Origin of the sequence: Methylobacterium sp. E-045, assembly GCF_022829685.1 — a bacterium.
Taxonomy (GTDB): domain Bacteria; phylum Pseudomonadota; class Alphaproteobacteria; order Rhizobiales; family Beijerinckiaceae; genus Methylobacterium.
In genome coordinates this window covers 91,793-114,609 of sequence record NZ_JAKSYE010000086.1, presented here as the reverse complement: position 1 = coordinate 114,609, position 22,817 = coordinate 91,793, and the positions used below count along the sequence as shown (strand labels likewise).

At 66.2% G+C, this 22,817-nt stretch carries 34 protein-coding genes and 1 pseudogene; 19 read left to right on the top strand and 16 right to left on the bottom strand.

Features of this window, described 5'->3' with window-relative positions; all coding sequences use genetic code 11:
- Nucleotides 1–55: 55 nt before the first annotated feature.
- Entirely contained in the window at nt 56–301 is a 246-nt protein-coding gene (locus MKK51_RS16025; RefSeq protein ID WP_147840812.1) for a hypothetical protein, read from the top strand.
- Nucleotides 302–408: 107 nt separating this feature from the next.
- On the opposite strand, the gene MKK51_RS16020 is transcribed toward MKK51_RS16025, so the two are convergent.
- Entirely contained in the window at nt 409–744 is a 336-nt protein-coding gene (locus MKK51_RS16020) for a hypothetical protein (RefSeq protein ID WP_056250420.1), read from the bottom strand.
- Nucleotides 745–1,052: 308 nt separating this feature from the next.
- Here MKK51_RS16020 and MKK51_RS16015 point away from each other — a divergent pair, with 308 nt between their 5' ends.
- A complete protein-coding gene (locus MKK51_RS16015) occupies nt 1,053–1,388 on the top strand; it encodes a hypothetical protein (RefSeq protein ID WP_056250418.1) in 336 nt (111 codons plus the stop codon).
- 75 nt (nt 1,389–1,463) lie between these two features.
- On the opposite strand, the gene MKK51_RS16010 is transcribed toward MKK51_RS16015, so the two are convergent.
- Together MKK51_RS16010 and MKK51_RS16005 are read right to left on the bottom strand one after the other, a co-directional pair.
- Entirely contained in the window at nt 1,464–2,150 is a 687-nt protein-coding gene (locus MKK51_RS16010) for a hypothetical protein (RefSeq protein WP_147842683.1), read from the bottom strand.
- 56 nt (nt 2,151–2,206) lie between these two features.
- On the bottom strand, nt 2,207–3,085 hold the full coding sequence (locus tag MKK51_RS16005; RefSeq protein ID WP_147842682.1) for a hypothetical protein: 879 nt from the start codon (nt 3,083–3,085) through the stop codon (nt 2,207–2,209).
- 125 nt (nt 3,086–3,210) lie between these two features.
- On the opposite strand from MKK51_RS16005, the gene MKK51_RS16000 reads away from it, so the two are divergent.
- From MKK51_RS16000 to MKK51_RS15935, 14 genes are all read left to right on the top strand, one after another.
- Entirely contained in the window at nt 3,211–3,729 is a 519-nt protein-coding gene (locus tag MKK51_RS16000) for a GcrA family cell cycle regulator (RefSeq protein WP_243924974.1), read from the top strand.
- A gap of 8 nt (nt 3,730–3,737) precedes the next feature.
- Nucleotides 3,738–3,896: a hypothetical protein gene (locus MKK51_RS15995; protein ID WP_187274963.1), complete on the top strand. Its 159-nt coding sequence runs from the start codon at nt 3,738–3,740 to the stop codon at nt 3,894–3,896.
- Between the two features lie 5 nt (nt 3,897–3,901).
- Nucleotides 3,902–4,405 (top strand): hypothetical protein, encoded by a 504-nt coding sequence (locus tag MKK51_RS15990; protein WP_147842680.1) that lies wholly within the window; start codon nt 3,902–3,904, stop codon nt 4,403–4,405.
- On the top strand, nt 4,405–5,283 hold the full coding sequence (locus MKK51_RS15985) for a hypothetical protein (RefSeq protein WP_147842679.1): 879 nt from the start codon (nt 4,405–4,407) through the stop codon (nt 5,281–5,283). The genes MKK51_RS15990 and MKK51_RS15985 overlap by 1 nt, the downstream gene beginning before the upstream one ends.
- Nucleotides 5,284–5,348: 65 nt before the next feature.
- Nucleotides 5,349–5,843: a hypothetical protein gene (locus MKK51_RS15980; RefSeq protein WP_147842678.1), complete on the top strand. Its 495-nt coding sequence runs from the start codon at nt 5,349–5,351 to the stop codon at nt 5,841–5,843.
- Between the two features lie 54 nt (nt 5,844–5,897).
- Entirely contained in the window at nt 5,898–6,350 is a 453-nt protein-coding gene (locus MKK51_RS15975) for a hypothetical protein (protein WP_056250404.1), read from the top strand.
- Nucleotides 6,351–6,364: 14 nt separating this feature from the next.
- Nucleotides 6,365–7,486, top strand: a complete 1,122-nt coding sequence (locus MKK51_RS15970; protein ID WP_243924973.1) for a tyrosine-type recombinase/integrase — start codon at nt 6,365–6,367, stop codon at nt 7,484–7,486.
- A 99-nt stretch (nt 7,487–7,585) separates the two neighbouring features.
- On the top strand, nt 7,586–7,924 hold the full coding sequence (locus MKK51_RS15965) for a hypothetical protein (protein WP_056250399.1): 339 nt from the start codon (nt 7,586–7,588) through the stop codon (nt 7,922–7,924).
- A gap of 73 nt (nt 7,925–7,997) precedes the next feature.
- Entirely contained in the window at nt 7,998–8,243 is a 246-nt protein-coding gene (locus MKK51_RS15960; protein WP_147842676.1) for a hypothetical protein, read from the top strand.
- Nucleotides 8,244–8,325: 82 nt separating this feature from the next.
- Nucleotides 8,326–9,015, top strand: a complete 690-nt coding sequence (locus MKK51_RS15955; RefSeq protein ID WP_147842675.1) for a hypothetical protein — start codon at nt 8,326–8,328, stop codon at nt 9,013–9,015.
- 80 nt (nt 9,016–9,095) lie between these two features.
- Entirely contained in the window at nt 9,096–9,455 is a 360-nt protein-coding gene (locus MKK51_RS15950; protein WP_056250392.1) for a hypothetical protein, read from the top strand.
- 88 nt (nt 9,456–9,543) lie between these two features.
- Nucleotides 9,544–9,858 carry a PadR family transcriptional regulator gene (locus tag MKK51_RS15945; protein WP_056250390.1) on the top strand — a complete coding sequence of 105 codons (315 nt, stop codon included), beginning with the start codon at nt 9,544–9,546 and terminating at the stop codon, nt 9,856–9,858.
- Complete coding sequence (locus tag MKK51_RS15940) at nt 9,846–10,292, top strand: hypothetical protein (protein WP_056250388.1); 447 nt, start codon at nt 9,846–9,848, stop codon at nt 10,290–10,292. The genes MKK51_RS15945 and MKK51_RS15940 overlap by 13 nt, the downstream gene beginning before the upstream one ends.
- Before the next feature lie 631 nt (nt 10,293–10,923).
- Nucleotides 10,924–11,178, top strand: coding sequence for a hypothetical protein (locus MKK51_RS15935; protein ID WP_243978894.1), 255 nt, complete (start codon nt 10,924–10,926; stop codon nt 11,176–11,178).
- A 380-nt stretch (nt 11,179–11,558) separates the two neighbouring features.
- Here the strand turns inward: MKK51_RS15935 and MKK51_RS15930 are convergent, their stop codons facing one another.
- On the bottom strand, nt 11,559–11,741 hold the full coding sequence (locus MKK51_RS15930) for a hypothetical protein (RefSeq protein WP_056427522.1): 183 nt from the start codon (nt 11,739–11,741) through the stop codon (nt 11,559–11,561).
- A gap of 208 nt (nt 11,742–11,949) precedes the next feature.
- Nucleotides 11,950–13,764 carry an adenine deaminase gene (locus MKK51_RS15925; protein WP_243978892.1) on the bottom strand — a complete coding sequence of 605 codons (1,815 nt, stop codon included), beginning with the start codon at nt 13,762–13,764 and terminating at the stop codon, nt 11,950–11,952.
- A 328-nt stretch (nt 13,765–14,092) separates the two neighbouring features.
- On the opposite strand from MKK51_RS15925, the gene MKK51_RS15920 reads away from it, so the two are divergent.
- Nucleotides 14,093–14,350 carry a hypothetical protein gene (locus MKK51_RS15920; protein ID WP_227435974.1) on the top strand — a complete coding sequence of 86 codons (258 nt, stop codon included), beginning with the start codon at nt 14,093–14,095 and terminating at the stop codon, nt 14,348–14,350.
- Nucleotides 14,351–14,352: 2 nt separating this feature from the next.
- Here the strand turns inward: MKK51_RS15920 and MKK51_RS15915 are convergent, their stop codons facing one another.
- The 5 genes from MKK51_RS15915 to MKK51_RS15895 form a co-directional block, all read right to left on the bottom strand.
- On the bottom strand, nt 14,353–14,568 hold the full coding sequence (locus tag MKK51_RS15915) for an alkylphosphonate utilization protein (RefSeq protein ID WP_243978890.1): 216 nt from the start codon (nt 14,566–14,568) through the stop codon (nt 14,353–14,355).
- Nucleotides 14,569–14,571: 3 nt separating this feature from the next.
- The gene (locus MKK51_RS15910) at nt 14,572–14,787 is read right to left on the bottom strand and encodes a hypothetical protein (RefSeq protein ID WP_027173037.1); all 216 of its coding nucleotides are present in this window, start codon (nt 14,785–14,787) and stop codon (nt 14,572–14,574) included.
- Nucleotides 14,788–14,914: 127 nt separating this feature from the next.
- Nucleotides 14,915–15,670: an ABC transporter ATP-binding protein gene (locus MKK51_RS15905; protein ID WP_243978888.1), complete on the bottom strand. Its 756-nt coding sequence runs from the start codon at nt 15,668–15,670 to the stop codon at nt 14,915–14,917.
- Nucleotides 15,670–16,422, bottom strand: a complete 753-nt coding sequence (locus MKK51_RS15900; RefSeq protein ID WP_243978886.1) for an ABC transporter permease — start codon at nt 16,420–16,422, stop codon at nt 15,670–15,672. Before MKK51_RS15900 ends, MKK51_RS15905 begins: the two co-directional genes overlap by 1 nt.
- Nucleotides 16,423–16,426: 4 nt before the next feature.
- Entirely contained in the window at nt 16,427–17,455 is a 1,029-nt protein-coding gene (locus MKK51_RS15895; protein ID WP_243978884.1) for an ABC transporter substrate-binding protein, read from the bottom strand.
- A 262-nt stretch (nt 17,456–17,717) separates the two neighbouring features.
- Between MKK51_RS15895 and MKK51_RS15890 the strand changes: the two genes are divergently transcribed.
- The gene (locus MKK51_RS15890; protein ID WP_243978883.1) at nt 17,718–18,119 is read left to right on the top strand and encodes a DUF3597 domain-containing protein; all 402 of its coding nucleotides are present in this window, start codon (nt 17,718–17,720) and stop codon (nt 18,117–18,119) included.
- Between the two features lie 812 nt (nt 18,120–18,931).
- Here the strand turns inward: MKK51_RS15890 and MKK51_RS15880 are convergent.
- From MKK51_RS15880 to MKK51_RS15860, 6 genes and pseudogenes are all read right to left on the bottom strand, one after another.
- Complete coding sequence (locus MKK51_RS15880) at nt 18,932–19,258, bottom strand: nucleotidyltransferase domain-containing protein (protein WP_243978881.1); 327 nt, start codon at nt 19,256–19,258, stop codon at nt 18,932–18,934.
- A 14-nt stretch (nt 19,259–19,272) separates the two neighbouring features.
- The gene (locus MKK51_RS15875) at nt 19,273–19,908 is read right to left on the bottom strand and encodes a hypothetical protein (protein WP_243978879.1); all 636 of its coding nucleotides are present in this window, start codon (nt 19,906–19,908) and stop codon (nt 19,273–19,275) included.
- Between the two features lie 5 nt (nt 19,909–19,913).
- Entirely contained in the window at nt 19,914–20,309 is a 396-nt protein-coding gene (locus tag MKK51_RS15870) for a hypothetical protein (RefSeq protein WP_243978877.1), read from the bottom strand.
- A gap of 39 nt (nt 20,310–20,348) precedes the next feature.
- A pseudogene (locus tag MKK51_RS27570) lies at nt 20,349–20,606 on the bottom strand (hypothetical protein); the annotation flags it as partial.
- 150 nt (nt 20,607–20,756) lie between these two features.
- Entirely contained in the window at nt 20,757–21,899 is a 1,143-nt protein-coding gene (locus MKK51_RS15865; protein ID WP_243978875.1) for a polyamine ABC transporter substrate-binding protein, read from the bottom strand.
- A 26-nt stretch (nt 21,900–21,925) separates the two neighbouring features.
- Nucleotides 21,926–22,288, bottom strand: a complete 363-nt coding sequence (locus MKK51_RS15860) for a RidA family protein (protein ID WP_243978874.1) — start codon at nt 22,286–22,288, stop codon at nt 21,926–21,928.
- Nucleotides 22,289–22,496: 208 nt separating this feature from the next.
- Between MKK51_RS15860 and MKK51_RS15855 the strand changes: the two genes are divergently transcribed.
- Nucleotides 22,497–22,760, top strand: coding sequence for a GlsB/YeaQ/YmgE family stress response membrane protein (locus tag MKK51_RS15855; protein ID WP_243978872.1), 264 nt, complete (start codon nt 22,497–22,499; stop codon nt 22,758–22,760).
- The last annotated feature ends 57 nt before the right edge of the window (nt 22,761–22,817 follow it).

Genomic DNA, 22,817 nt, shown 5'->3' with positions numbered 1-22,817 from the left:
CGAGCGCTACGACGCCGCCCGGGGCGCGGCGATCGCCGATCGGGCCCGCGACGGGGTGGCCCAGCAGATCGCAGTCTCCCACGCCGGCACCATCGAGGCCTTCTGCGAGCGGGTGAAGCCGGCCGCCCCATCCGCCAAGCCTTGCCGCCTCAGCTACCCCGAGGGGATGAAGGACAGCCACGTCCGGACGGAGCTCAGGGCAGGGCACCTGGCGGGCTGGCATTGGGCCCGGCTCTGCTCCGTGGCCGACGCGATGGGCTGCGATCTCGAAGTGACGCTGAAGCCGCGCTCCAAGGGCTGAGAACCCCTCCGAAGGGGCGTCGCGTCAGTCGAGTGTTTTCGACCAGGCCATCTCCTCCCCCCGTTACTCCTATCCGGTGTAACGCGGGAATTGCGAACTCCCGGACCTCAGGGATCCAGTCCGAGGCGGGCCGCGAGGGCGGTCGCGACGGCCTCGCGCCGGTAGACGACCGCCGGCTTTCCGGCCGCGATGGCCCGTTCCGTGCGGGCCTTGAGCGCGGCGGCCGCCGCCAGCAGAACCCTTCCCGCGTCGATCGGGCTCGCGAGGCGGTACCCCTTGGGCGCGCCTGCGATGACGACCGCCAGCCCGTCAGCGATCGCGCGGTCGAGCGTCGCCGGGTCGGGCGCGCCCGCCTCCGCCGCCCGGGCGCGGGAGGCCGCCTTGACGGCGCGGTTTGCCTCGCGTGCACGGGCGGCCGAGGATGAGGTGCGGGGTGCGGTCATGGGCGTAGGATGCCGTGACGAGGTGCAAGGCACCATGACATGTCACGGCATCGGCACTCGCTCGGCACTCCCTCGTGCGCACGTCGTGCTGAGCTCAGCATTTCCTCAGCATATTTTTGGGCGTTTCAGTCTGCATGATCGGCGATTCATCAAGAGCGAAATCGCGATCCGTTCAGGACGCATGCTGCAGCCCCCCCGGAAACGGGGTGTTCACCATCCCATGTGGATCCACGTGGCACCGGGTTGACGGGGAGTCCCGCCCAGGCGCGAATTGGGCGGTGAGATCCGCCCCGCCAGGAGAGACGCCCATGTCGCACCAGACCCGCAGCTTCGCGATCGACAGCAGCATCCGCGTTGGCCAGGGCCTGGCTCTCGGGCACTCCGCGATCCAGGGTGCCTTCGACGGCCTGCGCGCTCGGCAGGACACGGACCGGCACGCCGTCTCGCGCCTCGCCGGCCGCCTCGGGCAAGCCCGCCGGGATGCCGTCGCGGTCGAGGCCGAGGCCGATGCCCTTGCCGCTGAGGCCGCCGAGCTCCGCCTCCTCCTCGGGGCCGCCCTGCAGCGCGCCGCGGCGGCCGAGGCCCGGGCCGAGCGGGCCGAGCGCGCGGTCGTCGCCGCCGCCCGGCGCCAGGGCCTCGTCTAGCCTCAAGCCCCCCCAGACATGCGAAGGGCCCGCCGGGATGACCGGCGGGCCCTTCGTCGTTCGGTCGCTGACACGTCACATGCGGCAGGCGGCGACGCGGGCGTGGGCCTCGGGGGTCTCCAGGAGCCTGTAGGCCTCCTCAATGACCCTCTTGTCGTCTGCGTCGTACTCGCCGGGGCGAGGCTTCGGGGCCTCGGCATCAAGGCGCGCCTGAAGGGACGGCATCAGGGGCAGGCCCCCATGGATCTCCGAGAGGGACTCGGCGCGGAGATGCTGCTCGACGCGGAACGCGGGCACGAATGCCAGATTGCACCGGGCGCCAGTGTCGAGGCCGGCGAGCCAGGATGCGACGTCCCGCGGGAGCGGGGCGAGATCCCTGCCGGAGCGGCCAGTCGGGTCCATCGCGGCTCGGTTGTGCGCGATAACGAGCTCTCCGAGGCCAAGCGCGACCGGGCGCGGGCCGGCCGCGGCGCGGTTGTCGTTGGCCAGGGCGACCTCGGCGACGTCGGACGCGTGGACGGCCGGACGGGGCAGCAGGGCCCCGAGGACACCGCCGATCCCGGAAGCCGTGAGATCCAGCCCCCGAGCCGGGCCCTCCAGGCCGGCTCCGACGGCGGTAGCGGTGCGGTCGACCGCGGCCTTCGCGACGCCGGCGACGCGCTTCACGTCCCCGTACAGGGACACGGCGGCCTCGCGGGCGTCGCCAAAAATGGCGGCGATGAGAGCGGCGATGAAGGCCAGGATTTTCTTGAGGTCGATCATTGCGGGACTGCCTAAGTTGAACTGAGGGAGACGGAGAGACAGGGGCGAGGGTATCGTCAGGCCGGGGCTAGCAAGTCGCCAGCTGGGAGGCGGCGCCGGCCTCGGCGCACCGGGGCCTCGCCGAGGGCGCGCTCGCAGAGCTCGTCGGGCAGCTGCAGCCTGTGCTGATAGATCAGCGCGAGCCCGTGGGCGGCCTCGCCCCGGTCGAGGACCTCGCGCTCGGCGAGGACGTGACCGCTCCAGGTCGTGGTCTGGCTGAAACCCTCGCCGTTCTGGATGGCGGCCCAGTCCTCGTCGAGGGAGGCGAGGTAGCGCAGCCCCTCCAGGGTCGCAGCGCGCACCGCCGGGTCCTCTGACCGGGCGTAGAAGTGCGGCATCGCCGGGCGCCCGATCCTCTGCTCCGCGCGGACGCGGTTGGCCTCGGCGTTGGACAGCCAGCGCTCCGCACGCTCAAGATCGTAGGGCCCCCATTCGGCCCGGTGCGCGGTCTCGGCCGCCTCCGTCAGGGACCGGCCGAACTGCCAGGGTGCCGCCCCGACGAGCGCCTGAAGCCGCTCGCGAATCGGTCCCGCCATCTCGTCGACGCGAGCCTGCGCGGCGAGCCGGCGTTCCTCGGCCCGAGCGTTGGCCTCGTCACGGGCGGCGCGGGCCTTAGCGATTGCGGCGTCGGCCGCCGCCCTGAGCGCCGGGACGTCCACGTCCTCGGCCGAGATCCCCCACCAGCACGGCAGCAGGTTCGGGGTGCCGGCGCGGTCCGTCCAGGAGAAGACCGCCGCGACCATCAAGCCGCGCTCGGCTCGGTAGGCGTCCGAGAAGGTCTGCGGGGCCTCGTCCATGACGAAGAGCGCCATGGCGTGGCCGTAGCGGAGGCGCTCGCCGACGTGGCGCCAAGGGAAGCCGTCGAAATCGAGCGGGGGAGCGGTCAACCGGGGCATGGGGCGTGTCCACAGGGGAAATGGTTAACGCAAGATTATGCTCCGAAATAAGCCCGGCCAATAGTCTTGTTGACAAAGCTGGTGCATTGGCTGCATGTTGATCTGCGTTCGCTAGGAGACCCCCGGTGCCTCGTACCCCCATGCCCCTCCATCCCCACACTTGGTCGCCCGACCTGGTCGAGCGCGTCAAAGCGCTGTGGCTCGCCGGCGTGTCCGCCCGCTCCATCTCGGCCACGCTCGCCGCCGAGGGCATCGCCCGTAGCCACAGCTCGGTCATCGGCCGGATGCGGCGCGAGAACGTCAGCTTCCAGGGCCCCGGGGCCAGCAGGACCCCCCTTGCACGTAAGCCCCACGAGGGCCCGCGGAAGGCCCCGAAGGCCCTCGTGGTTAAGGCGCCGCCGCCCCCGCCGAAGCCCGCGCCCCGCCCGGCCGCATCGGACGTTCTCCTGCCGGAGTCCCGCCGCGTCTCGATCCTCGACGTCCGAGACGGGGTCTGCCGCTGGATCGCCGGCGATCCCCGTCTGGACCCGACGGCCTGCGGGCACCCGGCCGATCTCGGCTCGCCCTACTGCCCGGCGCACCGGACCGTCGCGCCGAGGTCGCGCGAGGCCGCCTACGTCCCCGCTTTCCGGAAGGCCGCCTGATGAGCCGCATGAGCGACCGTGCCATCGACCTTCAGCACAACCACCAGGTGATGGAGCCGGACGACGAGGACGAGGCGCTGCCCCCGCACCTCGATCCGGACCGCCTCGCCGCCGAGCACCGCGCCCACGTCGAGGCGCTGCTCACCGACCTCGCCAAGCCGGAGTGATCCCCGTGCCCGAGCAGCCCCCCGCCGACGAGTTCATGACCCTCTGGGATTACGTCCCGGATCCTGGCCCGATGGTCCGCGATCCGATGTGGCGCCAGATCGCGCTGCAGGAGCTCACCCGGCCGGCCGACTGGACGCCGCCGGTCCCCCTGATCCGGGAGGCGGCCCCCCTGCCGCCGTGCGCCCGCCTGACGGCCCTCATCGACGACGCGGGCGTCGGGCGCCGGCGGCCCCGCGACGTAGCCATCGTCGAGGCCGCGATCGCGAGGAGCCTGCCGGCCGACGTGCCGACGTTCGTCTCGGCGGTTCTCTCGGTGCGCCGGGACGGCGAGGTCCTGGTCACGCGCGTGCGCCTGTTCGATGGGGGCGTCGTCGTCCTGAGAGTGGACGGGGGCCCCGAGCCCCACGTGCGTGGGTGGGATCCCGAGGGCGAGGACAGGCGCGCCTTCCACTACGTCGACGGCGCGTGGACGCGCGTCGAGAACGCCTGTGTCGGGGAGGTCATCTGATGGCGGGCGGGATCCTGACCGGTTCCGGTCTCGACGAGCTGGTGCGCCAGATCGAGGAGCTCCGGACGAGGCGCTACGAGGGGGCGTTCGACGAGGGCCTTGAGGCAGGTACGCCGCTGGGCGAGGCCGGTGCCTACGCTCAGATGGTCGCCGTCTGCGAGGACGTCCTCTGGCTCTACGGGGTCTACGGGGACGGCGAGCCGGTGGACGTGCTCGGCATCGATCGGATCGTGGAGGACCTCCCCAGGATCAGGGAGGGACGTCGGGCCCTCGTGATCCCCCGCGACCCGGAGACGCCCTGGCGCGATGCGGGGGTCATCGTCCGCTACGGCCTGCGTGTCGACATGCTGGCGGCCGAGACGGGGCCCGAGGGGCAGCGCATGTGGCGCCTGCTGACACACGAGCAGACGTGGATCAAGTTCCGCGACGACGACGGGCGGACCCACTACATCCAGGTCCGCGGGCTCCCGCCGGTCCAGCAGGCCGCGCGGCACGCGTACGAGGCCGAGGTGCGCGAAGCGGAGGCGGTCGCGGCGGCGCTGAGGTCGGCGCGGCCACGCGGGCGGGTTGCCCGGTCGTACTTGGAACTCGACGCCGCTGTTGAGCCCCTTCTGCGCAAGCTGCTGGTGCTCGATCCGGACGCCCTCGTGGGGCACGCCCTCGTCAGGATCGGCGCGTTGCCGCCCGAGTTCCGCACGGCGCGGGTCGACGCGGCGGTCCCGACGCTCGCGGCGCACCACCGCCACGCCGGGTTCGACGTCGCGACGTGCTTGCACTGGCTCCGGGTGATCCGCCGCCGGGTGGCCGCGGTCGAGGCGGCGGGGCCCAAACCGCCCCCCTCCGACGATGCCGATGCCCTCGGTAGCCTCGCGTGGTGAGGCGCCGGATCCTCCCGGGCACGCGCCAAGGCTGCGCGTTCCACCGAACACAAGGACACCTGACCATGGCCACCAAGAAGAAGCCCGCCCCGACCCCGTCCGCTCCCCTGTCGATCACGTTCGACATGAGCATCACCGAGGCCCACAGCCTCGATCGCTGCGTGATCAAGCATGGGTATCTGGTGACGGCCAGTCCGCCGTTCACGGCGAGGGATGACGGGGACTCCCACCTCTCCCGCGATCCGGAGGACGAGTTCCTGGGGGAGATCCTCGGCGTCGAGGAGGGGCGGCTCCTGCTCTTCCGCCGGCGGGACCCGGACGCGTGCCCGGCCCATTTCGGATGGCGGCCGACCTTGGGGCGGCAGTACATCGTCTTTCGGTTTTCGGAATCCGACGACGGCGATGCGTCGGCGGAGCTCCTCGAGGACGATAGCGCCGAGGCCGTCGATGACGCGATGCGGCAGATCTACCGCCGGTACCGCCCGAACCGGACCTACACGCGGACGGCCGAAACGCTGGGACTTCGAGCATGTCCCAGTAACCATCCCCCGCCGTGTTAACCGCGGCCTCTATTTGCCGTTGCAGTCGAAGCCCCCTCGATTCAGAATCGCACCATGCTCAATTCGAAGCCCACATTCGTCCTTCACGCCGGCCCGTTCGACTTCTCGGACGGCGCCCGCGACGAGGCCTCCATGGCCGGTACGGACACGCTGATGTCGCTCGACGTCGCCGCGTGGGCCCCCGAGCTAGCGGACGCCCTAGGCTTCCCGACCTTCTCCACCGCGCAGCTGCGGGCCGCGACGCGTGCCCCGGATCCTCATCGACTGAAATCGATGCAGCCCGGACACGCGATCTACACGACCCGCCAATACCTGCTCGACTGGAGAAATACGTGGCTCGCCCCAAGCAACCCTCCCGCCTTGTCTTCGACCGGAAGCGACAGGTCTGGGCAATCGCAGACTTCATCGATGGCGAGCGCTACAAGCGCAGAACACGACACGGCCTTGCAGCTCGCGGCGCGGCTCAAGAGGAGCTCGCGCTCCACATCGCGGAGCAAGGGCGCCTAGCCCGAGAGCGGCTCATGGCCTCGCCGGATCACGACGACCCGGCGAATTCCAACCCCCGCCTGGTGTCCGTCGCCGCTTGCTTGACGTTCTACGGCGCCCGCATGGAGGGCACGAAGAATGCCGCCTTGGTCGGCCAGCACATCGTCCACCTACTTCGCATCCTGAGGGGCCTGACGCTGGCGCAGATCCGTGGATCGACGTGCCGCGACTACGTCGAGAAGCGGACGAGCGAGCGCTACACGAAGCCCGGCTGGAAGATCTCGAAGCCGATCTCGACGTCGACGGCCCGGCGCGAGCTCGGGACCCTGTCGGCCGCCATCAACGCCTGGCATCGGGAGTACAACCTCTCGTCGGTTCCGGTGCTCGAACTGCCCAAGGCCTCGAAGGGCCATCCGGACTGGCTGACCGAATCGGAGTTCGAGCGCCTCCTGAAGGCGGCCTCCGGGTTCCGCTGGTTCTCCTCAGACATCGCCACGCGCGAGCCGTACTGGCAGCCGATCGAGGGCCTGCGCCACGAGCCCGGCGACCAGCTGGTGCGGTTCCTCCAGATCGCGTTCTACTCGGGCACCCGGAGCGCGGCCGTCCTCGACCTGCGCTGGCGCAAGCACAAGGTCGCCGGGTACGTGGACTTCCCGACGGTGACGATGTTCCGCGAGGGCCCCGAGGCGCCGGCATCCCGCAAGAGGCAGCCCCCGTGCCGGATCCACGATCGCCTGCTCCCGCTCCTCAAGGAGTGGCGCGAGGAGGACCTGGCGGCCGGCGTGTCGCGCGTCGTCCATCGGAACGGTGCCGCCGTGAAGCGGGTCAGCAAGGGGTTCAGGATGGCCGCGATCCGGGCCTGCCTGGACCGGCGCGACATCGACGGGACGCACCGCGTCACCGACCTGTCGGCCGGCCTCGCCGCCGACCTGCCCGAGGAGGAGGAGGGCTACCTCTCGGAGGAGGCCGAGGGCGACGCCGACGAGATGGGTTGGCCGACGCCGCACATCCTCCGGCACTCCAGGGCAACGATCATGCTCCGCGCCGGCGTGCCTCCGGTGGAGGTGAGCGAGTACCTCGGCATGTCGCTGGCCATGGTCCTCAAGGTCTACGGCCACACGTCGAGCGCCTACCAGAAGGCGGCTGCGGCGGCCTGACGCGGAGCTTTATTTTTTACAAGCACCCCTTGCTTTCGGCCCCGTTGCTTGTATATTTACAAGCAACGGGGAGACGGTCTCCCCGAGGGAACCGCACCGATGTCCAAACTCACCGCCGCCAACGTCGCCCACAACCAGGCCGTCGAGCACGCCCTGAACGAAATCATCACCCAGTCCGACCTCGACACCGCGCTCGCCGAGATCGCGGCCCTCTCCGCCCCCACCGAGACCGCCACGGTCGACCTCGACGACCTCGGCTCCGATGCGATCGCGGTGCTGGGCGACGGCTCGGTCCTCTGCTGGGGCAATGAGCACAGGATCAACGGCCGCACGTACCGCGACATCGTCGTCGCCGGCGGCGCCGAGGACGGCCATGGCGTCATGAACGCCGAGCTCCAGGCCGAGATCTGGGAGGACTCCCAGGTCTGCGCCGACTGAGGGCGCGGACCGGCCGGGGGATCGCCCCCCGGCCTCAGGCGAGAACCCTACCCCCAGCACAGAGGATCCGGACATGGCCAGGATGGTGGACTTCGACAACGACGGCGTGGACTTCGACGACGGCCTGCGCCTGACGACCGAGGGCGAGTTCAGGTTCGACGGCAATTGGATCGTCCGGGTCGGCGTCTACCGCCGCTACGAGGGCGAGCGGGACTTCGAGCGCGAGGCGACCGTGCACGTGCGCACCGGCCCGACGGCCCGCACGATCGAGGCCTCCGTGCTGCGCAAGCGCGCCGAGCGCCGCCTCTCCGGCGACTGAGGCCCGCCCCTCGGGAGGGGTGAGAGACCTCCCGATCCCGGGCCTCAGGACCGAACCCAGCCCTTCCGGAAGGACCACACCCATGAAAGCTGCCATCCCCGCCATCGAGGCCGTGCTCGCCGCGTCCCCGTCCCGGGACGAGGACGCGACCGTCTACGCCATGTTCGGCGCCCTCGGCACGATCGACGCCGAGGGTCGGGCCGCCGCCAAACGCGCCTTCCCGGAGCACCCCGCCGTTGCCGCGATCCTCACGTTCGACTTCTGCACCTCCGACGACCACGCTACCGTCGCCGCCGCCCTGGAGCCGCACGCCGCCGCGGCACCGACGCTGCGCCAGTCGACCGAGGACGACGAGTGGACGGCCGCTGAGAGGGCCGTCTACGCCGCCAGGACCTTCGTCGGAGAGGTAGCTCGGATGACCGGCCACGGACGCGCCGGCCACGACCGCTGGGAGGCACGCGAGCACTTGATTGCGACTCTGCGAAACCTGCAGGTGCGCCATCTTGAGGAGGTCGCGTGCGATCGCATCGGCCAGTTCCCCGGGTACGACGTCCGCGGTCAGGGGTGGTGGGCGTGGGGCGCGCCGGGAGGCATGAGCATCCAAGTCCGCGTGGGTGGCAGGCCGATCCTCTCGCTCCCCGGAGACGTCACGCGCCGCGAGGTCGAGATGGCGATCCTCGGCTGGAAGGCCGGCAACGACCAGGGCCTGCACGAGGGCGCCGAGCGCATCCGCCGGGGGATCAAAAACCTCCTCGAAGTCGAGGCCGCCTGAAGCCTGCACCTCCACCGGCCCCCCATCACGGGGCGGCCGGTGTAGAATTGAAACGCCCGTCCTGCGCAGGAGCCCGCACCGTGTCCTTCGATTTCCCCAAGCCGATCCGCGAGGCCAAGGTCGACCTCTCGGGTTTGACCGAGGCTCAAATCCTCATCCGACGGGGCGTCATCAGCCTCGGCGAGCGAGCCTTCGGGCCGCGCTGGCAGAGCTTCTTCGCGACGGCGCTCTCGGAAGTTGCGGGCCGGCGCATCACCCAGGCGCAGGTGTCGCAGTGGATTTCGGGCTCCCGCCCCGTGCCCGATGCCCTGTTCGAGCCCACTCGGCGTCTCGCGATCCGAGCGGCCGAGGACCTGGAACGCCGCGCGGCCGAGATCCGGATGGAGTGGGCCCCGGCGGCGCCGGAGGAGGACAAAGCCGACCTCGCGACACTGGCCTGAGGGCGGGCCCTGCGTCGGAAGGACCAGGGACTAGACAAGCGTAGTCGAAAGTCGATATAGGGGGCTATGTCGACTTTCGAGGTACACCATGGCTGAGGACGTCCGGCTCTCCGACACGACCCTGCGCGCGCTCAAGTTCCTGCTCTCGGCTCCCCTTGAGGGGAGGTCGGGCGCGGAGATCAGCAAGTCCGCCCGCATCGGGTCGGGGACGATGTACCCCATGCTCGCCCGGCTGGAGACCGCCGGCTGGGTCGAGGGGAAGTGGGAGGAGGTGGAACCGAGCGAGGCCGGGAGGCCGAGGCGACGGTTCTACACGCTGACGATGGCAGGGCGCGCCCGGGCCCGTGCCGCGTTCGCCGAGTACCAGGTCGCGCCGGAAGGAGCCCTCGCATGGAACTCCTGATCGGGCTGCTCATGAACATCCTGGGCGCGGACCTCTACGACCGCTGCCCGAGGCTCGCCCGCTTCCTCATCCGCAAGGCGGCCGCCCGGCTGCCGGAGGGCAAGCGGGAGTCCTACGCCGAGGAGTGGTCATCGCACCTCGCCGACTGCGACACCAAGCTCGATCAGCTCCGGCATGCTCTCGGCTGCTGGTGGAGCGTCGGCGGGATCCTGAGGACCGAGCCGCAGCCAAAGCGGGCTTACAGCCTCGACGCGCTCATCCTCGGCTCCGGCCTCATGCTGGTCGGATCCACCGCGGAGGCGATCATGTCCGCGATGGCCGGCGCGCCCTGGCTGTACCTGGTGAGCTACCTGTTCCAGATCCTGCCGGGAGCCTTCGTCGTCGTCCTGGGGATCCGGATGCGTCTGAAGGATGGGCGGTACGTGTATATCTGACGCCCGGAGCGGGGTCCCGGAATGGCCCCGCAATTACGAAATCCGGCCCGCATGGCCGTGCATGGCGCTCGATCCAATCGAACGGCGTTGCATGGGAATTGACGGGCCGGACGCCGGTCCCTAGGAAAGTTGCGGCGGGGTGAGAGCCTTGCCAAGGTTGGGGTCGAGGGTTCGAATCCCTTCGCCCGCTCCAATTCATCCAACCAGATCAAAGATATGCGACAGGCCACCTTCGGGTGGCCTTCGTCGTTTCTGCGCTTCGCACCGCGTCTTTCGACAGGCAGACATGGCGCATCTTCTCGCGGCATAGCGGGTCGTCAGTTGGCCACCGTGGGTCTTGTCGATGAACCAATGCGCCTCTCTGCATGTTGAGTGAGCAACAGCGAGGGATCGAACACATGACATTGGCATGGATGACCATCGAGGAAGTCGCCCTGAACCGCCAGATTTCGGTAGATGAGGCTCTCCGGATCGTGAACGAGGCCCATTGCCCCAAGGTTTTCCGCGCGACGGCAACGCTCTATCTGGTCTGAGGGCTGGGACCGCCTGTTAGGGTTCCGGTAACGATTTTTGCTCCTTATGCCCGTCCCGGCCCCGATCCGCTGAATCCAGACCGAAGGAATACGACGCGATGAAATCATTCCGGATTGCCGCCCTCACGGCATTCGTAGCTTGTGCAGGCTTCGCTTCGACGTCCCAGGCTGCGCCGATGTCGCTCGGCAAGGGGGACATCGCTCCGTCGAGCGCAGTGGAACATGTCCAGTACGGCTATGGCTATGGTTACGGTCACAGTGCCCGCTATCTGCGTCGCAAAGCCATTCGGCAGGAAATCCGTCGCGAGCGTCGCTGGGATGCCCGTCGCCGCGCTTGGCGCTACGGCTACTGAGCGTCACGCCATCATCGGTATTTGACGGAACTGAAAAGAACAGCCCGGCGCCATGGAATGGGGCCGGGCTGTTTTCATATACGGGCCTGAATGGCTTTATCGTTCATACAGGATCGGTCGAGAGCAACGGTCCGTTGTCACTAACGCGCCTGCATTAGGTCATGCCGATATCGGGTGGCATCCCCATCCGCATCGCCACAAGGTGACCCTGGCCTGTTCTTGTAATCGGTCGATTACAGCCTTCAGATGGCGTTATTTGCTGCTCGCAGCATACCGAACACGACGAGCGTCAAGACACCCAGTCTCATTGACCTAACCCTCGCGAATTCCGGATAGGCCAGCCCCTTATCGCTCAGCGAGAGCCCGGAACGGCGATCCCGTCACAGGGCTTGTCCACCGTTCTGACGCATGGGATCGCAGATTTTCGCGGACACCTTATCGAGATGTTCGCAGGCATTCTTGAGATACCAAGCCTTCAGATCCGGCTGGGTTGGTGCGACGAACATCGCCACGAGGACGAAGCCGACGAAGCCGAGGACGACAAGCGTCAGGAGATTCCGCATCAACTCACTCCAAAAAATGAGCGCTCTCTCCCGATAACAGGGCGCAAGCCCATAGAAGACAACGCAAAACGGCCAGCCAATCGCCTCAACGGACAATTCGGCTGGCCGGTTCGGTAATACCACGGCTTGTAGAAGCCGACATGGGAAAGGCTGTTGAGACCTGCTCCAACAACGTCGTTGCCAGTGTCTCGGTTCCCAGGAAGGAGCCTTATGCCTCTGCGGGTTCGAAGAGCGGCACGATCCTCATGGCGGGCACCAGCACGAGGCCTTTATCGGTGATCCGAATTTCGGGAATGACCGACAGGGGGATCAGGTTGAAACCCATATAGGGGATCGTGCATCCGGCCCGCTCCCAAGCTTTCTTCAGCAGGCTGACCTCCTCGGCGACGAGGCCGACGCGCTTGTCAGAGAGAAGCCCCGCCACAGGCAGCGGAACCATGGCGGTGACCCGCCCATCCTCGACGACGCAGACGCCACCTTGAATCGCCGATATTGCATCGAGGGCGACGCGCATGTCCTCCTCGTTCAGCCCTGCAACGATCACGTTGTGTGAATCGTGTCCGACACTGCTCGCGACCGCGCCATGTTTCAGCCCGAAGGCGCGCAGCAAGCCGTGAGCAACGTTCCCGGCTCCGCCATGGCGCTCGATGACGGTGACGAAGCACAGGTCGTTGTCCCGCAAGGTCGTCGCCCAATCCGGGCCAGGCGTCAGGTCGTACCGTTCGTGGGTCAATTCGATGCCGGGCAGCGTGGTGCGGATGGCGTTGACGACACAGCGACCTTCAGGGAGCGCCGGGACGAGGGCCGGCAGGGGCTGCGGCAGATGCATCGTCGCATAGGCCGGTGCGGGGTATCGGTAGGCGCGCGCGAGCGCCGCATCGAGGAGCGGCGTGATCCTGCGGTTCTCGACCACGCAGCGTCCGCCGAACCAAGTGGTTTGCGGAATGAAATCGTCGTCGAGGAGCACGAGATCGGCTCGGCGTCCCCCACCGAAACCGCCGATCTCGCCGTCGAGGCCATAGCGCGTGGCCGGATGGAGCGAGCCCATCGACCATGCCTGTTCAGGTGGAATTCCCATGCGAATGGCCTCCCGCACCACCCAGTCGAGCCCGTAGGCGAGAAGGTCCTGCGCGTCGCGGTCGTCGGTACAGACGCAGACCCGCTTGGCGGCGGCCCCGAGTTCGATGATCGTGCCGATGGCCTTGGGCAGGCTGTGCCAGGGCGTGGTCGGCGGGCCGCCACGCAGGTAGATCCACAGGCCAGCCTCCAGGAGATCGTCGGCGATATCGTGGTCGATGGCCTCGTGGGTGTCGGTGACGCCGCTCGCCGCATAGGCATTGACGAAGCCGCGTCCGTAAATGTGGCCCGAGACCGGCCGCCCACGCTGCAGTGCCGCCGCGATGATGGCATGAGCCCGCTCGTCGCCCTCGGCCACGGCGACGAAATCCATTTTCTCACCGAGGCCGATCGCCTCCGGCCAGGCATCGAACAGAGCGCCGATCTTTTCGGCGGTGAGATCGCCGCCGGCGGTCTCCAGTTCCGGCGAAGTGGCCGGGACTGTGCTCGGAACCGTGAGGTAGATGTTGAGCGGCGCCTCGCGGGCATCCTCCAGCATCCAGGCGATTCCGTCCGTGTCGAGGACGTTGCCGATCTCGTGGCTGTCGCACACGATCGTCGTGGTGCCGTTCAGGAGCGCCGCCTCGGCATAGGCGCAGGCCGTCACCATGCTGCTCTCGATGTGGAGGTGCGGATCGACGAGGCCCGGCGCCAGAATCCCGCCCGTGGCGTCATAGCGTGAGGCGCCCCCCCTGTAGGTTCCCGCCGGCTGCACGGCGGCGATACGCCCGCCGGTGATCCACACCTCGCTGTCAGGCCGCATCCGCTCGGAATAAGTGGACAGGACGCGAGCGCCGGTGATGACCAGATCCGGCTCGGCCCGTCCGCCTGCGACACCGGCGAGCTGGCGGGTCATGCGGCTCAAGGGGGCGACGGAGAAGCGTGTCAGCGGTGTCGGATCGGTCATCGTACTATCGGCTCCTCGCCTCGCCCGGCGCCCCTGTCCGACGGGGCGGGTCCCAGCGAGCGGTCCGCACGCATCATGCCACAGATCGGCCCAGCAGGCCGGTCCATGCGGCAGGCTGCCTTGCGCCGCACCATGCCGGAGGGGATACGGGTTGCCTTAACGTCGGGACGGGACCATGTAGCGCCTGAGCCCGGTCGCGACCCTTCCGATCGATCGGCGACGGCAAAGAAGGCGGGGTGTCGGCGGGACCATGGGGTCGATCGCCAGACATCCGCCTTGAGAGCCGTCGACCGGGCACCCTCCCGGTTTTATCGTCCGAGCATCCGTCATGGCCAAGCGCACCAAGTCGAAACCGCAGGAGCGTGGCTCCGTCCTGTTCGATGTCCTCTACGAGGACGAGTCCCGCGCCTCGAACCGGCGGGTCCCCATGGAGATCCTCGGAGGCCTCGACGGCGACGAGCCCGCCCGGCTCCTCATCGAGGAGCAGGACCGCGCCATCGCCGAAAAGTCCGGCCGCCCCTCCCGTGCCATCCGCAGCCTGAGCCGCTCGCCGATCCGGGCGCCGAGTGCCGTCTCCGGCGACTGATCTCAGGCCTTTTTGAGGAACTGGGTCTTCAGGACGAGACCCTTCACCTTATCGGCGTTGCATTCGATCTCATCGGGATCTTCCGTGAGGCGGATGTTCTTGATCAGCGTTCCCCGCTTCAACGTGGTCGAGGTTCCTTTCACCTTGAGGTCCTTGACCAGGGTCACGGAATCTCCGTCCGCCAGCTTCGTGCCATTGGCGTCCTTGGTGTCGGCCATGGCTCAGGCGTCCGCGTTGGAGATCGGAGGCATGTAGGGCTGCCCGGCATTGGTCAGCGCCCGGTCGACGGCCTCGATCGCGAGCAGGATGCGCATGAAATCCTCCGCCGCGGAGGCAGCGGCGAGTTCGCTCGAACCGATCCGCTTGGCGAGGGCGCTGCGCTGCCGGGAGAGGCTGGCGCGGGCGCGGTTGAGGTCTGCAATCTCGTCGGGCGTCATGGTCGGGTCTTTCTGCCGATCGACCGTCCGGGCGGTCTCGGGTGGGGAGCGATGCAGTCTTTATCGGCGGGATGCAATGGCGTGTTCCCCAGAGAACGCCTCGCCGACACCTCGCCTGCGTGGAGGGTCACAATTCCGCCGACCGCCCCGACAATTCGGCCCGCAGGAGCCGGGCGGCGTCGGTGAGGGCCTTATCCCTGCGCAGGCGCGGGCGGGGAACGTCGATCGTCATGTCGGCGGCGACCCGTCCGGGACTGCCCGCGAGCACCACCACACGGTCGGCGAGGGTCACCGCCTCGTCGATGTCGTGGGTGACGAACAGGATGGTCTTGCCCGTCGCGGCCTGGATACGCTGCAGCTCGTCCTGCAGGCCCTCGCGGGTGAAGCTGTCCAGCGCCGAGAACGGCTCGTCCATGAGGAGCACGTCCGGATCGACGGCGAGCGCGCGCGCGATGGCGACGCGCTGGCGCTGGCCGCCGGAGAGTTGGTGCGGCCAGCGCTGGCCGAGGTCGCCCAGGCCCACGAGGGCGAGCATCTCCTGCGCCTTGGCCAAGCGCTGAGCCTTCGACAGGCCGCCGCCCTCGAGACCGAAGGCGACGTTGGCGATCACCCGGCGCCAGGGAAGCAGGCGGGCGTCCTGGAACACCAGGGCCATCGGCGTCCGGCAGCCTTCGCGCGTGGCGAGGCGCACCGTGCCGCCGCTGGGTTCGGCCAGCCCGATCAGCACCCGCAGGACGGTGGATTTGCCGACGCCGGATTCACCGACGATGACCACGAACTCGCCGCGCGGGATGGCGAGGTCGAGCTCGGACAGGATGACGTTGCGGATGCCGTCGCGCTCGTAGGCGAGGCTCAGGCCGCGGATATCGATGATCGGGTCCATCAGGCGCGCCACCGCAGGAGCCAGCCCTGGAGGGCGACGAAGCCGGTGTCGAACAGGCCGTAGAGCCCGGCCATGGTGAGCATGTAGACGACCACGATGTCGGTGGAGAGAAGGCTGGAGGCCTGCATCATGCGGGCACCGACGCCGGGCACGCCGAAGATCTCGGCGGCCACCACCGCCATCCAGGCCTGGCCCAGCGCCGTGCGCAGGCCGACGAGGATGCCCGGCGTGGCGGCCGGCAGCAGGATCTTGGTGAGGCGCGACCAGGCGGAGCGGAAGCCGAAGGCCTGAGCCACCTCGATGAGGTCGCGGTCGACCCCGCGCACCGCCCCCTGCGTCGCGAAGAACACGATCCAGAACACGCCGATGGCGATGATGAACACGGCGGCCGAGGGCTGGACCCCGAACCAGATGATGGCGAAGGGCACCCAGGCGAGGCCGGGGATGGGGCGCAGCAGGCGCACGATCCAGGCGGTGAGCGCCTCGAAGCCGCGGAACATTCCCACGACGATGCCCAGCGCAATACCCGCCCCGGCGCCGACCACGAGGCCGACGAGATAGTGGCTGAGACTCGACCACACCGCCTCGCCCCAGACCCCGAGGCGGATCTCATTGAGGAAGGCGGCGGGGATCGTGGACGGCGGCGGCAGGAAGGCCGGGTTAATCAGCCCGAGCCGGGGCATCGCCTCCCAGAACAGGAGGAAGGCGACGAGTCCGAGAGCCGCGAGGGCGGGTGCGCGAAGGGCGGTCATCCGATCAGCGCGCGATGGCCTTCTCGTAGTAGCGCGAGTCGAACAGCCCATCGAGGGGCACGTCCTTCTCCAGGGCGCCGATGGAGACCTGATAGGCCTGCATCGCCTTGGTGGCGACCACGATGGCGCGCGGATCGACGGTGAACTTCGCCGCCGGGGAGGTGAGGGCCTTCTGGATGGTGGCGAGATCGACGATGCCCTTGCCGAGGGCGGCGAGCACGTGGGGCGCGGCCTTGGTGGGGTCGGATTTCAGCAGGGTGTCGGCGCGGATGAGGGAGCGCACCAGGGATTCCACGGCGCCGGGGTTCCGGTCGGCATAGGCGCCGTAGACGCCCACCACCGTGCCCGGCTGGTCGGGGAACATCTCGGCCCCGTTGGCGATCAGCGTGATCGCGGGGTTGCGGCCCTGGACGATGGTGAGGGCCGGCTCGCGGATCGAGGCGCCGTCCACGGCGCCGGCGAGGATCGCCTGCTGCGTGGCGTCGATGCCCATGGACACCACCTCGGCATTGGCCTTGTCGGCCTTGGCCACCTGCCACAGCCAATGCTGCAGGGTGGTGTTGGGCACCGAGCCGAGGGGCTGGGTGGCGAGACGGGCGGGGCGGCCCTCCTTGGCCTTGAACTGCGCGAAGGCCTCAGCCTTGCTCGCGCCGCCGGCGAAGAACGGGGCGAGCTTCGGCCCGGCCACGAACACCATCTCCTCCACCGCCGTGGAGGCGACCACGCGGACGTCGATGTTCTTGGTCCGCGCCACGGCCAGCGGCGCGACCCCGGCGACGTAGACGTCGATGGTGCCCGAGGCCAGCGCCTGGATCATGTTCGGGCCGGATTCGAAGGTGGTGAAGGAGGGGCTGAGGCCCGCCTCCTTGAGCCAGCCCTCGCCGTTGGCCACGAAGATCGGCGCGGCGCCGATGACCGGGATGACGCCGATCCGCATGGGGATCGGCGCGGTCTGCGCCTGGGCGGGGGCGATGCAGAGGAGCCCGGCGAAGGCGGTCAGGAGCGTCGCGAAGACGGGGAGGGGAGAGCGCATCGGGAGATCCGGATTCCGGAGCGAAGGGAGGCCCGCCGAGGAGCCTTGAGCCCGGCCATGCCACAGGCGGCGCATTCTTCAAACACCCGTGAGCGAAAGAACGGCCCCGGCTCCTCGATCGGGGAGGGCGTTCCAGGCCCGAGGGTCGCCGCGCGGGCTTTATTCCCCGGTGACCGACCGGAACGGCCTCGTCCCGATTCCGTTGAGAGCAGGAGACCGGACGCATTTCGTCGCGGCCGGCCAACGACAAGGACACAACGCCATGAGCTTTCTCGGCAGCATCGTCAGCAAGATCCTGCACCCGTTCGGTGGCGGAAGCACCAGCGCGGAGGCCGCCCCCGCCGACGCACCGGCCGGCACGGCCACGACCGACACGACCGGCGCCGGCGCACCGAAGCCCGGCGAGCCCGTGGACGTGGAGGCGGTGCTGAACGGCCTCGCCGCCAAGAACTCCCAGACCCTCAACTGGCGCACCTCCATCGTCGACCTGATGAAGCTCCTCGACATCGATTCGAGCCTCAGCGCCCGCAAGTCGCTCGCCGACGAGCTGCACTACACCGGCGACAAGGAAGACTCGGCCACGATGAACGTCTGGCTGCACAAGCAGGTGATCAAGAAGCTCGAGGAGAACGGCGGCAAGGTGCCGGCCGACCTGAAGGATTGATCGCAGGGGAGAGTCCCCCTCTCCCCGCGGGCGGGGAGAGGATCGCGGACACCTCGTCGTGTCCGCGATGAGCGAGAGGCGGAGCCGAAGCGAGGGTGAGGGGGCGATTTCGAAAGAGACTCGTCCGTTATCGCCCCCTCACCCTCGGCTGCCGCCTCGACGCGCCGACGACGAGGTCGTCGCGTCCCTCTCCCCGCGGGCGGGGCGAGGGGATCCACACACCTTTACCCCCGCGCGCGACAGCGCCGGGGGCATGGCCCAAAAGAAGCCCCAAGAGGGGGACGCGGGACGCCGCGGAACCCATTGAGCGCTATAAATATTTGCCGGTCCCCCGGCGTCCCGTCAGGCTCCGGCGTTCCCGCCGGGGCCTGTTTTTTCGTCGCGGTGTCTCCAACGGTCCTCGCGTTGCGTCGCGCCTGAGGTGGTCGTGTTGCATCCCAGCCCGGCTGTTCGAACGGACTTTGCCCCGCACGCCCTCTCGTATTGGAGGGGCCGCAAACCTCATCATGGCAGCCCAGAACGGGGTCAGTGCCGGGGCATTTAACTCCCGACCTACCGCGCCCCCATCCGAGCCCCCAGGCTATCGAGCCGCCGCCCGGGGCGATGGTGACCGACACCACCGACGCAGGCACCGCCCCACCGCCCCTTTCGGCCCACCCGGTCGGTCACCGGACAGGCCCCCTTCGTTGAGCGGCAGGTATGGGGATATAGGCATGGAATAGGAATTTTGTCAATATATGAGCTCTCAAGGAGATTTTTAAATTTCTAGATTTTACCCAAAATGCTTTATAAAATTGCGTCGGAAATCGCAGCTAAGTTAGCAGATCATTAGAACACGATCGCGCATGATGCAGCAATAGTGAGTTAAACGGCATCGCTTCCGTCTTTGTTATGAATTCCAAATATTTTTCATCTTCAATTGATAGGACCCTCAGATGAATCGGACTTTGAGAAATCTGTTCGTCACAAATAGCGATAATATTTTCGTATGATTCGTAGTTCGGAACAATGCAAAGCAAATCTATATCAGCAGGCAAGTGGTCCCCTCTCATAATTGATCCAAAAACATACCACTCAGCAATCACGCCATTTTTCAGGCAATTTTCAATTATAGTATAGACACCCGCAGCGAGAAGCATATCATATCTAACATTCATCTTAATTTTGCCAAATAACTCATTAAATCCCGAATTTTATAAACTTCTGCACCAATACTTCTTGCTGATGAATAGGCATCATTCAATACAGAACCATTTGGATTAGTCTTGAGCAATGCATCAAATTTCCCAAGCCTGGTTACTGCATTTCGGACGTCATTTGCCGATAAATCGTACTCATAAACAAGCGCAACTCGTATTATTTTCCCGGTGTCATGATGCACTTTAAGCAAGTGGTCTGACTCGAAACTTACTTTGCGGACTCTTGTATGTTGAGAAAGCGCACGTCGAGAAAAGGCAATTTCGGGATCGTCGCTATTTTCCGGGTCGTCCATAGATAGAGCCCGCAGTAAAACCCCAAATCGCCCCCATGCTATATTGTGACTTTCGCATGCTTCAATAGCATCGCCTCGCCACGATCCTACTTTTGGAAATTTTACTACAATAGATATATTATTATTTACAATAAATGGCTCAACATCTTCAAATGTGATTTGGTTTTTCTTAAATACAACAGCGTTAAAATCAGATTTTTCATTCCTTTTGATGGAAACGACCTCCTTTGACCTCCAAGAAAAATCTTTAATGTCTTGGCTTTCAGACAGGATTTTATTTAGGAGGTGATCTGACATTTTTGCTACTTCGCCAATTCATTCATCGCTTCTGGAAAACGAATGTTCGGCAGAGGCTGATCATCGAGATGTTTAAGCACGAGTCCTTTAACGTGATATCGAAACTGCTCTACAACACCAACCTCAGCCGAAGTGAGTAAATCAAGATTAGATTCTACCAGTAAAATTATTTTATTGCTATTAGGTATTATTGTTGACAAGACACGGGCTTTCCATACTTCCGCTTCTGTTGCTTCAGGGTTGAATCTATAATCATTATCTGGGCCAGAAATAGAATGTACCGTTTTGTTTTCGTTTAGAAGACGGCCGATTTCTATACGCAGATCTTGCCTTGTATCGAATGTCTTACAACCAAACGCTCTACGTATTGCCTCAAGATGATCTCTCTTCCAAGACATCATCAAGGAAGCAGGGTGCTCGATAGGTGTCTTATCAATAAGTGTATGACAGTTCGAGCAAAGCAAGATAAGATTCTTGTATGTACCCCTCTCCTCCTTGCTAAGTTTTACTTGTGTCCGCGGCCCTCCGTCCGTGGCAGCAAATATATGGGCCATTTCAGCGATGTGCGGATGTCCTTCGTACCCCTCCACAAATAGCGGCCCATTGCACCCAGGGTTTTGGCAATATCCCGCAGAATCTGTAAACAATCGAAGCTTTGTCGCAGAGTCTGGCTGAGCCTTGCCTCTTGAACATCCCATCTCAGACTTCCTGTTGCATAAAAAACTGCAAATACAAAGATAATTTTTATTATAATTACCGCTTTAATATTAGATATAAATTTAAATTATCTACTTCCGTTGCATAAAAGAATTGATTGGCAGTTGGCTGCGGATTTAAAATGAATGCATTCACCGCCCCGTTCTTACCCGCGTCCAATTCCGCGTGACGAACCGCTGCGTCCGGTCATCCCAGGCCTGGTTCGTAAACAACCGCTGCATCGTCGCCTCGTCCGGGTAAATGCCGGCATTCGAAAGAATCTCCGGCTTCACCAGGGGTTTGGCGGCGAGGTTGCCGTTGGCGTAAGCGACGAAGTTGGTGTTGGCGGCGGCGACCTCGGGGCGCATCAGGTAGTCGATGAAGCGGTGGGCCTCCTCCGGGTGGGGGGCGTCCTTGGGGATGGCCAGCGCGTCGAACCACATCAGCGCGCCTTCCCTGGGGATGAAATAGGCGATCTCGACGCCGTTCTTCGATTCCTCGGCGCGTTTCTTGGCCTGCATCACGTCGCCGGAATAGCCGACCGCGAGGCAGAGGTCGCCGTTGGCGAGCCCGTTGATGTATTCCGAGGAGTGGAACTTTCGCACCGAGCCGCGCACCTTGAACAGGGCGTCGGTGACCTGGGAGATGTCGTCCCAGCGCTTGGTGTCGGGCTTGAGGCCGTAGGCCGGCAGCATGCTCGGGATCAGATCCTCGGGGCTGTCGAGCATCATCACCCCGCAATCCTTGAGCTTGGCCATCAGGGCGGGGTTGAGCACCAGGGTCCAGGTGTTGAGGGGCTGGTTCGGGCCGAGGCGCTCGCGCACAGGGCCGAGATTCACGCCGATGCCGGTGGTGCCCCACATGTAGTCCACCGCATAGGCGTTGCCGGGGTCGTAGACGGCGAGACGCTGGGCGATCTCGGGCCAGGCGTGCTTGAGGTTGGGGATCTTGGCCTTGTCGAGGGGGCGGAACACGCCGGCCTTGATCAGCCGCTGCAGGAACGGGCCGGTGGGCACCACGATGTCGTAGCCGGACTGGCCGGCGAGCAGCTTCGTCTCCAGGATCTCGTTGTTGTCGTAGGTGTCGTAGACGACCTTGATGCCGGTCTCCTTGGTGAAGGCGTCCAGCATCCGGGGGTCGATATAGTCCGACCAGTTGTAGATGTTGACCACGCGCTCGGGGCCCTTGTTCTCCTGAGCCTGCGCCGAGTTGAGGAAGGCGAAGGCCAGGAACAGCGACCCGGCGAGGCTGAGCGCCAGCGCGATCAGAAGGATGACGAAAACGATCCGGCGCATCGGCTGGCTCCTGGCTTGTCGGTGCGTCAGGCGGGACGTTTCACCGCGACGACGACGATCTCCACGAGGTATTCGGGTGCGGCGAGCTTGGCCTCCACCGTGGCGCGGGCGGGCGGATTGTCCTTCGCGACCCAGGCGTCCCAGGCGGCGTTCATCTCGGCGAAGGTGGCGATGTCGGCGAGATAGATCGTGGTCGAGAGGATCCGGCTCTTGTCGCTGCCGGCCTGGGCGAGCAGCCGGTCGATCTCGGCGAGGATCTCCTGCGTCTGCGCGGTAACGCCGGCCCCCACCACCGTGCCGGCCACCTGGCCCGCGAGGTAGACCATGTCGCCATAGGTGACGGCCTGGCTCATGCGGGCGCCGGATTCGAAACGGGTGATCGTGGTCATGCGGACAAACTCGGAAATGGGGGAGGGTGGCCCCGCGTTGTGCCGCGCGGGAGGGCCGCCCGTAAAGGGGCAGGGGGACGCGGCCCCTCGCCGAATGAGACATTCTCGCCACGCAGGGCGCAACCCATCCCGCGGTGCGGCGTTGCTTGACCAATACGGCCAAGTCCGGCGGGGACAATCCCGGCCGCCGCGTATCGGGGATCATCTCATGGGTATCATCTGGACCATCATCATCGGCTTCCTCGCCGGTGTCGTCGCCAAGTTCATCATGCCGGGAAACAATGAGCCCGCGGGCTTCATCCTCACCACCATCCTGGGCATCATCGGCGCCTTCGTCGCCACCTTCCTCGGTCAGGCCCTCGGCTGGTACGGCCCCAACCAGGGCGCGGGCTTCATCGGCGCGGTGGTCGGCGCCATCGTGGTGCTCGCCATCTACGGCTTCGTCGCCAGCCGCCGCACCACCACCCTCTGAGCCTCGAACGGCGCGGGCCCCACGACCCGCGCCTGAGTCCGGCGAGACAATCGGCAA